This is a genomic window from Microbacterium sp. Ag1 (genome assembly GCF_001005635.1).
GTDB classification, from domain to species: Bacteria; Actinomycetota; Actinomycetes; order Actinomycetales; family Microbacteriaceae; genus Microbacterium; species Microbacterium oxydans.
Genome location: NZ_LBCR01000033.1, coordinates 183,481 through 196,219, shown reverse-complemented (window position 1 = coordinate 196,219; position 12,739 = coordinate 183,481). Strand labels below are relative to the sequence as shown.

General features: G+C 68.0%; 11 protein-coding genes. 9 read left to right on the top strand and 2 right to left on the bottom strand.

The genetic code is table 11. The features are described 5' to 3' along the window. The first annotated feature begins 126 nt into the window (after positions 1-126). Genes ileS through ndk form a run of 4 tightly spaced genes read left to right on the top strand, consistent with a single transcriptional unit; the run spans position 127 to position 5,711 of the window. Entirely contained in the window at positions 127-3,516 is a 3,390-nt protein-coding gene (gene ileS / locus AAY78_RS15840) for an isoleucine--tRNA ligase (RefSeq protein ID WP_046749247.1), read from the top strand. Next, on the top strand, positions 3,513-4,865 hold the full coding sequence (locus AAY78_RS15835) for a bifunctional folylpolyglutamate synthase/dihydrofolate synthase (protein WP_046749246.1): 1,353 nt from the start codon (positions 3,513-3,515) through the stop codon (positions 4,863-4,865). The genes ileS and AAY78_RS15835 overlap by 4 nt, the downstream gene beginning before the upstream one ends. Beyond that, positions 4,862-5,293, top strand: a complete 432-nt coding sequence (locus AAY78_RS15830; protein ID WP_231589730.1) for a DUF4233 domain-containing protein — start codon at positions 4,862-4,864, stop codon at positions 5,291-5,293. Before AAY78_RS15835 ends, AAY78_RS15830 begins: the two co-directional genes overlap by 4 nt. A 1-nt stretch (position 5,294) precedes the next feature. Then, positions 5,295-5,711 (top strand): nucleoside-diphosphate kinase, encoded by a 417-nt coding sequence (gene ndk / locus AAY78_RS15825; protein ID WP_017830321.1) that lies wholly within the window; start codon positions 5,295-5,297, stop codon positions 5,709-5,711. 68 nt (positions 5,712-5,779) lie between these two features. Here the strand turns inward: ndk and AAY78_RS15820 are convergent, their stop codons facing one another. Continuing rightward, positions 5,780-6,397: a vitamin K epoxide reductase family protein gene (locus AAY78_RS15820; protein WP_046749244.1), complete on the bottom strand. Its 618-nt coding sequence runs from the start codon at positions 6,395-6,397 to the stop codon at positions 5,780-5,782. Between the two features lie 283 nt (positions 6,398-6,680). Between AAY78_RS15820 and AAY78_RS15815 the strand changes: the two genes are divergently transcribed. Beyond that, positions 6,681-9,287: an Rne/Rng family ribonuclease gene (locus tag AAY78_RS15815; protein ID WP_046749243.1), complete on the top strand. Its 2,607-nt coding sequence runs from the start codon at positions 6,681-6,683 to the stop codon at positions 9,285-9,287. Here the strand turns inward: AAY78_RS15815 and AAY78_RS15810 are convergent. Then, positions 9,252-9,518 (bottom strand): DUF4031 domain-containing protein, encoded by a 267-nt coding sequence (locus tag AAY78_RS15810; RefSeq protein ID WP_046749242.1) that lies wholly within the window; start codon positions 9,516-9,518, stop codon positions 9,252-9,254. The genes AAY78_RS15815 and AAY78_RS15810 overlap by 36 nt on opposite strands. A gap of 246 nt (positions 9,519-9,764) precedes the next feature. On the opposite strand from AAY78_RS15810, the gene rplU reads away from it, so the two are divergent. The 4 genes from rplU to proB all read left to right on the top strand — a co-directional run bounded on the left by rplU (position 9,765) and on the right by proB (position 12,732). Further along, positions 9,765-10,073 carry a 50S ribosomal protein L21 gene (rplU, locus tag AAY78_RS15805; RefSeq protein WP_028501602.1) on the top strand — a complete coding sequence of 103 codons (309 nt, stop codon included), beginning with the start codon at positions 9,765-9,767 and terminating at the stop codon, positions 10,071-10,073. A gap of 18 nt (positions 10,074-10,091) precedes the next feature. Next, positions 10,092-10,349, top strand: a complete 258-nt coding sequence (rpmA, locus tag AAY78_RS15800; RefSeq protein ID WP_046749241.1) for a 50S ribosomal protein L27 — start codon at positions 10,092-10,094, stop codon at positions 10,347-10,349. Between the two features lie 101 nt (positions 10,350-10,450). Beyond that, positions 10,451-11,950, top strand: coding sequence for a GTPase ObgE (obgE, locus tag AAY78_RS15795; protein WP_046749240.1), 1,500 nt, complete (start codon positions 10,451-10,453; stop codon positions 11,948-11,950). Next, the gene (proB, locus tag AAY78_RS15790; protein WP_046749239.1) at positions 11,947-12,732 is read left to right on the top strand and encodes a glutamate 5-kinase; all 786 of its coding nucleotides are present in this window, start codon (positions 11,947-11,949) and stop codon (positions 12,730-12,732) included. The genes obgE and proB overlap by 4 nt, the downstream gene beginning before the upstream one ends. The last annotated feature ends 7 nt before the right edge of the window (positions 12,733-12,739 follow it).

Here is a 12,739-nt window from a genome sequence, read left to right as displayed (position 1 = left end):
GGGGCAGGCCCGTCACAGCCGCAGTGAGAGTGGTCGCGCCGCAGGGCGCGGCACGCGAGGTGGTACCGCGGTCCGTGAGGGTCGTCCTCGCATGAGCATCCGCCACGACGACCACTGCGAGCCACGATGACATACCCCCGTTCCGCCTTCGGCCCCGCCGCCGACTCCGTCGCGCCCAGCCCTCGCTTCCCGCAGATCGAGGAGGAGGTGCTCACGTTCTGGGAAGCGGACGACACCTTCCGCGCGTCGATCGCGCAGCGCGAGGGGTCGCCGGAGTGGGTGTTCTACGACGGCCCGCCCTTCGCGAACGGCCTTCCGCACTACGGCCACCTGCTCACGGGGTACGCGAAGGACGTGTTCCCGCGCTTCCAGACGATGACCGGCCACAAGGTCGATCGTGTCTTCGGGTGGGACACGCACGGGCTTCCCGCCGAGCTCGAGGCGATGAAGCAGCTCGGCATCACCGAGAAGGCCGAGATCGAGGAGATGGGCATCGATGTCTTCAACGCGAAGGCGAGGAGCTCGGTCCTGGCTTACACGCACGAGTGGCAGGACTACGTCACCCGTCAGGCGCGGTGGGTGGACTTCGACCGTGGCTACAAGACGCTCGACCTGGGCTACATGGAGAGCGTGCTCTGGGCGTTCAAGACGCTGTACGACAAGGGCCTCGCCTATGAGGGATACCGGGTGCTCCCGTACTGCTGGCGCGATGAGACCCCGCTCAGCGCACACGAGCTGCGCATGGACGACGACGTCTACCAGATGCGCCAGGACCCTTCGGTCACGGTGACCTTCCCGCTGACCGGAGCCAAGGCAGAATCGCTCGGGCTCACCGGCGTCCGTGCCCTCGCATGGACCACCACGCCCTGGACTCTCCCGACCAACCTCGCGCTCGCCGTCGGTCCCGACATCGAGTACGTGGTGCTGCCAGCCGGACCTCACGGCGCGGCGGACGTGCATCAGGCCGCGGGGACGACGGATGCCGCTGTCGAGGCGTCGGCCCACCGATACCTGCTCGCGAAGCAGCTCATCGGAGGCTATGCCAAGGACCTCGGTTACGAGAGTGCCGATGACGCGCTGGCCGCCGTCGATGCGACGGTGCGCGGTGCCGACCTGCAGGACGTGACCTACGACCGGCTGTTCGACTACTACGCCGACGCCGAGACCTACGGGACCGAGAACGCCTGGCGCATCCTGGTGGACGACTACGTCACCGTCAGCGATGGAACCGGCATCGTCCACCAGGCTCCGGCCTACGGCGAGGACGACCAGCGGGTCGCCGGTGCTGCGGGGATCCCGACGATTCTGTCGCTCGACGATGGCGGGCGCTTCTTCCCGAACGTCACCGACGTCGCCGGCCAGCTGTGGATGGACGCGAACACGCCCCTCGTACGGCTGATCCGCGAGAACGGCCGTCTGATCCGCCTGCAGAGCTACGAGCACTCGTACCCGCACTGCTGGCGCTGCCGGAACCCGCTGATCTACAAGGCGGTGTCGAGCTGGTTCATCCGCGTCACGGACATCAAGGACGACATGCTCGCCAACAACGAGCAGATCACCTGGGTGCCGGAGAACGTCAAGCACGGACAGTTCGGCAAGTGGCTCGAGGGCGCACGCGACTGGTCGATCAGCCGCAACCGCTACTGGGGATCGCCGATCCCGGTCTGGAAGAGCGACGACCCCGAGTACCCGCGCGTCGACACCTACGGCTCGCTGGAGGAGCTGGAGCGCGATTTCGGCGCCCTGCCGCGCAACGCACAGGGTGAGGTCGACCTGCACCGGCCATACATCGATGATCTCACCCGGCCGAATCCCGACGACCCCACCGGTAAGAGCTCGATGCGCCGCATCGAAGACGTCTTCGACGTGTGGTTCGACTCGGGTTCGATGCCATTCGCCCAGGTGCACTACCCGTTCGAGAACCAGGAATGGTTCGATACTCACGCGCCGGCTGACTTCATCGTCGAGTACATCAACCAGACCCGCGGCTGGTTCTACGTCATGCACGTGCTCTCGACCGCGCTGTTCGATCGTCCCGCGTTCACGGGGGCCAGCTGCCATGGCATCGTCCTGGGCAGCGACGGCTACAAGATGTCGAAGTCGCTGCGCAACTACCCGGATGTATCGGAAGTGCTCGACCGCGACGGCTCCGATGCGATGCGCTGGTTCCTGATCTCGAGCTCCGTGCTGCGCGGAGGGAACCTCATCGTCACGGAGGAGGGCATCCGCTCCGGGGTCCGCGAGTTCCTGCTGCCGCTGTGGAACTCGTGGTACTTCTTCGCGACCTACGCGAATGCATCGGGAGCTGACGGCTACGAGGCGCAGTGGAGCACCGATTCCACCGATGTGCTCGATCGCTACATCCTCGCTCGTCTCGGTGACCTCGTCCGCGAGGTGCGTGCCGACCTGGAGGGTCTCGACTCCACGACGGCGTCCGCGCGGTTGCGCGACTTCGCCGAGGTGCTGACGAACTGGTATATCCGACGTTCGCGCGATCGCTTCTGGACGGGCGTGACGGAAGACCCGAAGAGCCGTGAGGCGTTCGACACCCTCTACACCGTGCTCGAGACGCTCACCCGCGTCGCAGCGCCTCTCGTGCCCCTCATCAGCGAGCGCGTGTGGCAGGGTCTGACCGGTGGACGCAGCGTGCACCTGACCGACTGGCCGGACGAGGCGCAGTTCCCCGCAGCGGACGAGATCCGCGACGCCATGGACGCCGTGCGCGAGCTGTCGAGCGTGGGCAACGCACTGCGCAAGAAGGAGAAGCTGCGTGTGCGTCTCCCGCTCGCCCGCTTCACCGTGGTCTCGCCTCTCGCGGCGTCGCTCGGGCAGTTCGAGGACATCCTCCGCGAGGAGCTCAACGTGAAGTCGGTCGAACTCGTCGCGCTCGCCGATGACACCGCAGCGGAGTACGGCATCGCGCACCGCCTCAGCGTCAACGCCCGCGCGGCCGGTCCGCGTCTGGGTAAGGACGTGCAGAAGGCGATCCAGGCCGCACGCGCGGGCGACTGGACCGAGGAAGCCGGCGTCATCACAGCCGGCGGCATCGCGCTGGAGCCGTCGGAGTACGAGCTCGTGCTCGAGACGACCGGCCGCCCGGAGGGGGAGGCTCTGGCCATCGTGCCGAGCGGCGGCTTCGTGCTGCTGGACACCAGGACGACCCCCGAGCTCGAGGCGGAGGGGCTCGCTCGAGATGTGATCCGCGCCGTGCAGGAGACGCGCAAGAACGCCGACTTCGACGTGAGCGACCGCATCCGGCTGGTGCTCCGATTCCAGGACGATGCGGACACCGCGGCCGTGGTCTCGGCGTTCGAGCTGGCAGGCATCGCTGCGGAGACCCTCGCCGAGGAGTACTTCGTGATCGATGCGCAGGGCGACTCGATCTTCGGTCACGGTGCGGTCCTCGCCGGTGCGGGAAGCGCGACGCCGGAGTTCTCCGCTGTGATCTCCGCCGGGACGTATGCGAACATCGGCGACTTCACGATCGACGTGACCAGGATGGAAGCGGGAGCATGAGTGCTGCTGACAGGGCGGATGCCGTCTACGAGGCACTGCTGAGCCGAGCGGGAGAGCGCTGGGTGCAGCCGCGCAAGGAGCGCACCGCCCGGATCCTTGCCTTCCTCGACGACCCGCAGCGCACGTACCGCGTCGTGCACATCACGGGCACCAACGGAAAGACGTCGACGGCCCGGATGATCGAGAGCCTTCTGCGTGCGCACGATCTGCGCACCGGACTGTTCACCAGTCCGCACCTGGAGCGCTTCACCGAGCGCATCATGATCGACGGCGAGCCCATCGCCGACGAGGCCGTCGCGGACGCGTGGGATGAGATCGAGCCGTTCGTGGACATCGTCGACGCCGAGCTCGAGGCAGCCGGTGACGCTCCGCTGACCTTCTTCGAACTGCTGACCGTGCTGGCATTCGTCGCGGTCGCCGACGCGCCGATCGATGTGCTCGTGCTCGAGGTGGGCATGGGCGGCGAATGGGATTCCACGAACACCGCCGACGGCGACGTCGCGGTGTTCGCGCCGATCGACATCGACCACGCCGACCGCCTCGGCAGTACGATCGCCGAGATCGCCGAGGTCAAGGCGGGCATCATCAAGGAGGGCGCCGCCGTGGTGTCCGCTCAGCAGCCCGCTGAGGCCGCCGAGGTGCTGCGCCGGGTGGCTGCGGAGCGCAACGCCACCATCGCCTTCGAGGGCGAGAAGTTCGGTCTCACCGAGCAGAAACTCGCGGTCGGTGGGCAACTGCTCACGATCCGTGGCCTGGCGGGGGACTACACCGAGGAGTACCTCCCGCTGTACGGGGCGCATCAGGGGCACAACGCCGCCCTCGCTGTCGCCGCGGTGGAGTCGCTGATCGGGGGCGCCACGCAGCGCATCGCGGCCGACATCGTCACCGCGGGCCTGCAGGAGAGCACTTCTCCCGGCCGACTGCAGCTGCTCGGCATCGCGCCGACCGTGATCGTCGACGCGGCGCACAACCCGCACGGCGCCAAGGCGCTCGCGCAGGCACTGGACGACAGCTTCGACTTCGACGAGTGGGGTCTGGTGCTCGGTGTGCTCGCCGACAAGGATGCCGCGGGCATCGTCGCCGAGCTGGCCCCGAGGGCGGCACACGTCTTCGCCACCGCTCCGGATTCGGATCGAGCGAGCGATGCTGATGCGATCGCCGATCTCGTGGAGCAGAGCGGCCAGCGGGCGACCGTGCACCACTCTCTCGCCGACGCCGCCGACGCCGCGCGCGAGTGGGCCGCCTCCTCCGACCGCCGCGCGGTGATCATCGCGGGCTCGGTGGTGCTCGCCGGAGAGGCGATCGCGCTGTCGCAGGACGAGGACTGGAAGGCGGGATGGCGCGCATGAGCGACGATGCCGCACCAGTGCGTCGTCCGCGCCCGCCGCGCACCCTCGTGCAGAAGCTCGCACCCGTCGTGCTGGGGTTCGAGGCGATCGTGGTCTTCCTCGTCGGACTCACGATCTTCGGGCTGCGTCAGCTCCCCGATGGCGTCGAGCAGTGGTGGGCGATCGTCGCAGGGGCGGTGCTCGCCCTCGCGTGCATCGTGATCGCGGGGATGATCACGAAGCCCTGGGCACTCACCGCCGGGTGGGTCGTCCAGGCTCTCGTCGCGCTGTCGGCGTTCTTCGTCCCCTCCATCCTGCTCGTCGTCCTGATTTTCGGCGGGATGTGGGCGTATGCGACCATCGGAGGGGCCCGACTGGACGCACGACGCCCCGCCGAGCCCATGACCGAGACTCAGACCACGCAGATCTCAGACACAGAGAGTGAATGACATGGCCACCGAAGAAACCCTCGTCCTCGTCAAGCCCGATGGCGTCGCTCGCGGCCTCACCGGCGCGATCCTCGCCCGCATCGAGGCGAAGGGCTACGCCCTCGTCGACATCCGCCTCGTGGAGCCCGACCGTGACCTGCTCGCCGAGCACTATGCCGAGCACGAGGGCAAGCCGTTCTACGAGCCGCTGCTCGAGTTCATGCTCTCCGGCCCGTCTGTCGCGATCCGGCTCGCGGGCAACCGCGTGATCGAGGGCTTCCGCTCTCTCGCAGGCACGACTGACCCGACGACCGCCGCACCGGGCACGATCCGTGGCGACTTCGGTCGCGACTGGGGCCTCAAGGTGCAGCAGAACCTGGTGCACGGCTCCGACAGCCCCGAGTCCGCCGCGCGCGAGCTGGGAATCTGGTTCGACTGAGAACCCGCCCACATGGAAAGAGCCCGTTCACCGAATCTCGGTGGACGGGCTCTTTCCGTGCTGCGGCCTCAGAAGATCATGCCGATGACCTCGCCGAGGAGGTCGAGGCCGCGCAGCTGAGCGAGGAGGATCACGACGGCGTACGCGAGGATCGTGGCGAGCGGAACCCAGGCCATCAACCGATTCGCGCGCTCCTGCACCTTCTCGTTGCCGGTGAAGCTGCCATTGCGTGTCAGGTGCAGCATGGTCGCGAAGAACGTCGGGATGGTGACGGACCAGGTGAGCATGCACCACGGGCAGAGCACGCCGAGGTTGGGGGCGTAGATGCTCTGCCAGATCAGCCAGCAGACGAGGCCGAAGGCGAAGGTCACGCCGGCGCCGAAGGTCAGCCAGAACCACCGGGGGAACCGTGAGCCGGCGAGCAGCGCGACGCCGACGAAGAGGGGTGCCATCCACCCCGCGATACCGAGGATCGGGTTGGGGAAGCCGAAGACCTCTCCCTGCCACGACTCGAGGTTCTTCCCGCACTGGATCATCACGCTGACGTTGCAGCTCAGCACGGCGTCGGGATTGGCCGCGAGGACGAACTTCTCGACCGTCAGCTGGAATGCGGCGAACCAGCCCACCACACTCGCGATGATCAGCCAGACGGCGTAGACGACGGGGCGGGTGCGCTGCTCGCTCATACTGGGGATTATCCCAGCGACTGCTATGGATGGGGCGAGAACAGGCCGGACAAAACTCGCTGCGGACGACGGGATGCCGCGAACCGACCCACTTGGTGCGATAATGGCCTGTGATGCGATGAACGGCGTTTGCCGCGACACGCGTCGAGAAGACTTCGGGGTCCAATGCCCCACGCGATCAGAGCCATGAGCCGGTCGCAGACCGAGTGAGTTCGCGGAACCCGCGGGTACCGCATGAGATTTCACGGGGCACCGAGTGTCCCGTGCAGGGAGTAAGCCAGAGATGGCCGATGAGAACAATGACAACAACGCCCCCACCCTCGACTTCCCGGCTGACGCCGCGGGAGAGCTGACGGAGCCCACCGCTCCGGATGTCGACGGCCCTGCAGAGCCGTCGATCGAGGGTGACGAGAACTCCGACGCCGCTGAACGGGCCGAGGACGCCGCTGCCGATGCTGTCGCCGCCGGCTACGCCGCAGCGGACGATGCCGCGGCTGCTGCCGACGATGCCGCTGCTGCGGCCGATTCCGTCGCTGATGCCGTGGCTGAGGCGGAAGCCGAAGCTGCCGCTGACGCGGAAGCGGCTGCCGAGGCCCAGGCTGCTGCTGAGGCGCTCGAGGTGCCGGAGAGGGAGTCCGCCGTCGCGGAGAAGCTCTCGGAAGCCGGAGTCGTCGAGGAAGCCACCGCAGAGGAGTCGGTCGCGCAGTCGACGACCGCCGTCGAGGCGACCGTCACCGAGGAGGAAGCTCCGGCCGCTCCCGAAGCTCCGGGTCCGGTGACTGCTGTGTCGCTCGGTCTGCTTCCCGAGGTGTTCGTCTCGCAGGTCTCCACACAGCTGCACTTCTACGCGCCTGAGATCGTCCCGCTCCCCGCGCAGCCGGGGCGCGAGCGCATCTTCGACCGGATCGCCGAGCGCGAGCAGTCGCAGGACGAGCCTGCGGGTCGTGGCCGCGGCCGTCGCCGCCGTGGCGGTTCCGAGGGTGACGACCAGCGCGAAGAGCCGCGTCAGCGTCAGCGCGTCGTCGAGTACATCACCGAGCCGAAGGCCATCAAGGGATCCACCCGCCTCGAGGCGAAGAAGCAGCGTCGCCGGGACGGGCGTGACGCTGGTCGTCGTCGCCCCGTCGTGACCGAGGCCGAGTTCCTCGCACGTCGCGAGTCCGTCGACCGCAAGATGGTCGTGCGCTCCAAGAACGGCCGCACGCAGATCGGTGTCCTCGAAGACGGCGTGCTGGTCGAGCACTACGTCGCCCGGAACCAGGACGCGTCGTTGATCGGCAACGTCTACCTCGGACGCGTGCAGAACGTGCTTCCCAGCATGGAGGCCGCGTTCGTCGACATCGGTCGTGGACGCAACGCCGTGCTGTACTCCGGCGAGGTCGACTGGGACGGCGTCGAGACGGGCAACCAGCCGCGCCGCATTGAACTGGCGCTCAAGCCCGGCGATCGCGTGCTCGTCCAGGTCACCAAGGACCCGGTCGGCCACAAGGGTGCTCGTCTCACCAGCCAGATCTCCCTGCCCGGCCGCTACCTGGTCTACGTGCCGGGCGGTTCCATGAACGGCATCAGCCGCAAGCTTCCCGACAACGAGCGGGCACGCCTCAAGCGCATCCTCAAGGAGGTGCTGCCGGAGTCCTCCGGGGTGATCGTCCGCACGGCGGCCGAGGGTGCCACCGAGGACCAGCTCACGCGTGACGTGCAGCGTCTCACCTCGCAGTGGGAGCACATCCAGAAGCAGGTCGAGAACCAGCAGGCGCCCGCGCTCCTGCACGCGGAGCCCGACCTTCTCGTGAAGATCGTCCGCGACGTCTTCAACGAGGACTTCACCAAGATGCTCATCCAGGGCGAGGATGCGCAGCAGACCATCCGCGCCTACCTGGAGAGCGTGGCTCCCGACCTGCTCGAGCGCGTCGAGGCGTATGAGGACGAGACCGATCCGTTCGATGCGTTCCGCATCACGGAGCAGATCGAGAAGGCTCTCGATCGCAAGGTGTGGCTGCCCTCTGGTGGCTCGCTCGTGATCGACCGCACCGAGGCCATGACGGTCGTCGACGTCAACACCGGCAAGTTCGTCGGCTCGGGCGGAAACCTCGAGGAGACGGTCACCAAGAACAACCTCGAGGCAGCGGAGGAGATCGTCCGCCAGCTGCGCCTGCGCGACATCGGCGGCATCATCGTCGTCGACTTCATCGACATGGTCCTGGAGTCCAACCGCGATCTCGTGCTGCGGCGCCTGATCGAATGCCTGAGCCGCGACCGGACCAAGCACCAGGTCGCCGAGGTCACCTCGCTCGGGCTCGTGCAGATGACGCGCAAGAAGCTGGGGCTCGGCCTGCTCGAGACCTTCAGCGAGGCCTGCGAGGTCTGCGCCGGCCGCGGCGTCATCGTGCACCACGACCCGGTCGTGAAGCACCGCTCCAACGGCAACAACAACGGCGGCGGCAACGGCGGCAACGGGCAGAGCGGGCGTCGTCAGCGCGGCGGCGGTGGCAACGGGAACGGTCAGAACCAGAGCGCTCCGGCTGCCTCCGCGGTCACCCACAGCATCACGGAGGGGGCGAAGTCGGCCCTCGCGCAGATCGCCGCCTCCACCATCGCTCCGGCGGCGGATGGGGCGCCGGAAGCCGAGGCGGCCGACGTCACGTCGGAAGCGTCCGCAGGTGCCGATCGTCCGAAGAAGGCTCGCAAGAAGCGAGGCGGCGACCGCAAGGGCCCGAAGTCTCCCGCCGAGGCGCTGCTCGACTCCGTCCTCGACGCTCTCCCGGAGCCGAAGGCGCCGGGTCAGGGACGAGGACGTCGTCGGGTGAGCACAGCGGCGCTCACCGGCACGCCCGTCTCGGTGAACAACGAGCCGTCAGCGCCGGTCGCGGCTGCGGACTCGGAGTCCTGAGGCGATCAGCCGGCGCACCAGCTCCTTGCCCGCGACGTGCTGGGCGCCGGCGGCGACGAGCCGGGGGATGATCTCCTCCGGCACGTCGTAGTGGTCGAGATCGAAAGCGCGTGCGGCGACGTCGTTCTCGCGCGCGAACGCGTGCAGCTCGTCGAGGCTCTCGTCGCTCACGAGGTGCGCCCACAGGCGTCCGTGGGCGGGCCAGAGCGGGTCGTCGACGAGTACGGTCACCCTTTCAGCCTAGGTCCGCGCCGGTGGGGCAGGGGCTGATGGAGCGAGCCGCGATGCACGGACCCACCTCGCTTTGCGACACCGACCCGCATCCGGTAAAGTAGTCCCTTGGTGCGTATGCCGCGTCGTCCTCGTCGGTCGAAGCGGAGAGCCTTGCGTTCGCGCCCGCCGTTCCACGGTGCATGCAAGCAACAGTCTTCCCGTGAGATCTCGGAGCCGCGAGCTCCCCAACGAAACAGGTATGAAGTGGTTTACGCAGTAGTGCGCGCCGGTGGGCGGCAGGAGAAGGTCGAGGTCGGCACGATCGTTCAGCTCGACCGTGTCAAGGCTGCCCAGGGCGAGAAGATCGAGCTGGCCGCTGTGCTGCTCGTCGACGGCGCCACGGTGACCACCGACGCTGACTCGCTGGCCAAGGTCAAGGTCACGGCTGAGGTCATCGGTAACCTCCGCGGCCCGAAGATCATCATCCAGAAGTACAAGAACAAGACCGGCTACAAGAAGCGCCAGGGCCACCGTCAGGAGCTCACGCGCGTCAAGATCACCGGCATCAAGTAAGCCAGAGGGGACCAGGACATGGCACATAAAAAGGGCGCAAGCTCAACCCGTAACGGTCGTGACTCCAACGCTCAGCGCCTCGGCGTGAAGCGCTTCGGCGGTCAGCAGGTCCTCGCCGGCGAGATCATCGTCCGCCAGCGCGGCACGCACTTCCACCCCGGCGTCAACGTCGGCCGTGGCGGCGACGACACGCTGTTCGCTCTGGCCGCCGGTGCGGTCCAGTTCGGCGCGAAGGGCGGCCGCAGGGTCGTCAACATCGTCGCCGCAGCTGAGTGATCACAGCGCGACACTAGTTATCCGGTTCGGGGCGGGCTTCGGCTCGCCCCGTCCGTGTATCTGCACACCGAAACACCACTCACATACAGGGGAATCCGCACATGGTCACGTTCGTCGACACCGTCACACTGCACCTTCGTGCGGGTAAGGGCGGCAACGGCTGCGTTTCCGTGCACCGCGAGAAGTTCAAGCCGCTGGGTGGTCCCGATGGGGGCAACGGCGGCGACGGCGGAGACGTCGTCCTCGTGGCGGACCCGCAGACCGGAACGCTGCTGTCGTACCATCACTCGCCGCACCGGTCCTCCGGCAACGGCGGTCCCGGCATGGGCGATCACCGTTCCGGCTTCCTGGGTGAGACGCTCGAGCTCCCCGTGCCGGTCGGCACCGTGGTGAAGAACACCGCGGGTGAAGTCCTCATCGACATGATCATCCCTGGTGAGCGGTTCGTCGTCGCGAAGGGCGGGATGGGCGGGCTGGGCAACGCCGCTCTCGCCACCCCCAAGCGCAAAGCACCGGGCTTCGCCCTGCTCGGCACGCCCGGATACGAGGGCGACGTGGTCCTCGAACTGAAGACGGTCGCCGATATCGCTCTCGTCGGCTACCCGTCCGCCGGCAAGTCGAGCCTGATCGGCGCGATCTCGGCCGCGCGGCCCAAGATCGCCGACTACCCCTTCACGACCCTGCACCCGAACCTCGGCGTCGTTCAGCAGGGCGACTTCCGCTACACCGTCGCGGACGTGCCCGGTCTCATCGAGGGCGCCAGCGAGGGCCGCGGGCTCGGTCTCGAGTTCCTCCGCCACGTCGAGCGCTGCTCCGCACTGCTGCACGTGCTCGACTGCGCGACTCTCGAGCCGGGGCGCGATCCGATCTCCGATCTCGACGTCATCCTCGCCGAGCTCGGCGCGTACGAGGTCCCCGAGGGACAGACTCCGCTGCTCGAGCGCCCGCAGCTCATCGCGCTGAACAAGATCGATGTGCCGGAGGCGCGCGACCTCGCCGACCTCGTCCGCCCCGATCTCGAGGCTCGTGGGTTCCGCGTGTTCGAGATCTCCACCGTCTCGCACGAGGGGCTGCGCCCGCTCACCTTCGCACTGGGTGAGCTGGTGGAGAAGGCCCGCGCCGAAGCGGCGCTCGAGACACCGCCGGAGCGCGTCGTGATCCGCCCGCGTGGTTCCAAGAAGGACTTCACCATCCGGGTCGAGGGCGGCACCTACGGCAACGTGTATCGCATCCTTGGCGAGAAGCCGGTCCGCTGGGTGCAGCAGACCGACTTCCAGAACGAGGAGGCCGTGGGCTACCTCGCGGATCGACTCGAGAAGCTCGGCGTGGAGGACGAGCTGTTCCGACTCGGCGCCGTGCAGGGGTCGACCGTCGTGATCGGCGAGGGCGACAGCATCGTGTTCGACTGGGAGCCCACCATGACGTCCGCCGCCGAGGCGATGGCCGCGCCGCGCGGAACCGACCCGCGTCTGGCTCCGAACGCACGCCGGACCACCTCCGAGCGCCGTGAGCAGTACTACGAGCGCATGGACGCGAAGGCCGAAGCCCGCGCCGAGGTGGAGACGCAGCGTCTCGCCGCGTACCGCGAGGACGGCGAGTGACAGCACGCACCCGCGCGGACCTCGCCACCGCGTCCCGCATCGTCGTCAAGGTCGGGTCGTCCTCGATCAGCGGGGACTCCTCATGGCGGATCCCCGTCATCGTCGAAGCCCTGGCTGCGGCGCACGCGCGGGGGATCGAGGTCGTGCTGGTGTCGTCGGGTGCCATCGCGTCCGGCATCCCCTTCCTGCGGCTGGATGCTCGTCCGACCGACCTCGCGACCCAGCAGGCCGCGGCCGCCGTCGGCCAGAACATCCTGATGTACCGCTATCAGGAGTCACTTCGTCCGTTCGACATCGTCGCGGGCCAGGTGCTCTTGACGACCGGTGACCTCGAGAACCCGACGTCGCGTTCCAACGCCCGTCGCGCGATGGAGCGCCTGCTCGGCCTGCGCACGCTTCCGATCGTCAACGAGAACGACACGGTCGCGACACAGGAGATCCGCTTCGGTGACAACGACCGACTCGGTGCGCTGGTCGCTCAGCTGATCGAGGCGGACGCCCTCATCCTGCTCAGCGACATCGAGTCGCTGTACACGAAGCCTCCGACCGATCCCGGCGCCGAGCCGATCGACGTGGTCGCGCCGAACGCCGATCTCACCGGCCTGGAGTTCGGGGCGACCGTCGTCAACAGCGTGGGCACCGGGGGAGCGGCGACCAAGGTCTCCGCCGCCCGTCTTGCCGCGGCATCTGGCATCGGTGTGCTGGTCACCAGCGCCGACCTCGTAGCGCAGGCCCTGGCCGGCGCCGAAATAGGGACCTGGTTCGAGCCGGCCACCTCATAAACTGGGC

Excerpts from the sequence above, each read along its gene's own strand:
- AAY78_RS15815 (WP_046749243.1), top strand. The coding sequence starts at position 6,681 with ATGGCCGATGAGAACAATGACAACAACGCCCCCACCCTCGACTTCCCG.
- AAY78_RS15830 (WP_231589730.1), top strand. The coding sequence starts at position 4,862 with ATGAGCGACGATGCCGCACCAGTGCGTCGTCCGCGCCCGCCGCGCACC.
- obgE (WP_046749240.1), top strand. The coding sequence starts at position 10,451 with ATGGTCACGTTCGTCGACACCGTCACACTGCACCTTCGTGCGGGTAAG.
- ileS (WP_046749247.1), top strand. The coding sequence starts at position 127 with ATGACATACCCCCGTTCCGCCTTCGGCCCCGCCGCCGACTCCGTCGCG.
- AAY78_RS15820 (WP_046749244.1), bottom strand. The coding sequence starts at position 6,397 with ATGAGCGAGCAGCGCACCCGCCCCGTCGTCTACGCCGTCTGGCTGATC.
- AAY78_RS15835 (WP_046749246.1), top strand. The coding sequence starts at position 3,513 with ATGAGTGCTGCTGACAGGGCGGATGCCGTCTACGAGGCACTGCTGAGC.
- ndk (WP_017830321.1), top strand. The coding sequence starts at position 5,295 with ATGGCCACCGAAGAAACCCTCGTCCTCGTCAAGCCCGATGGCGTCGCT.
- rpmA (WP_046749241.1), top strand. The coding sequence starts at position 10,092 with ATGGCACATAAAAAGGGCGCAAGCTCAACCCGTAACGGTCGTGACTCC.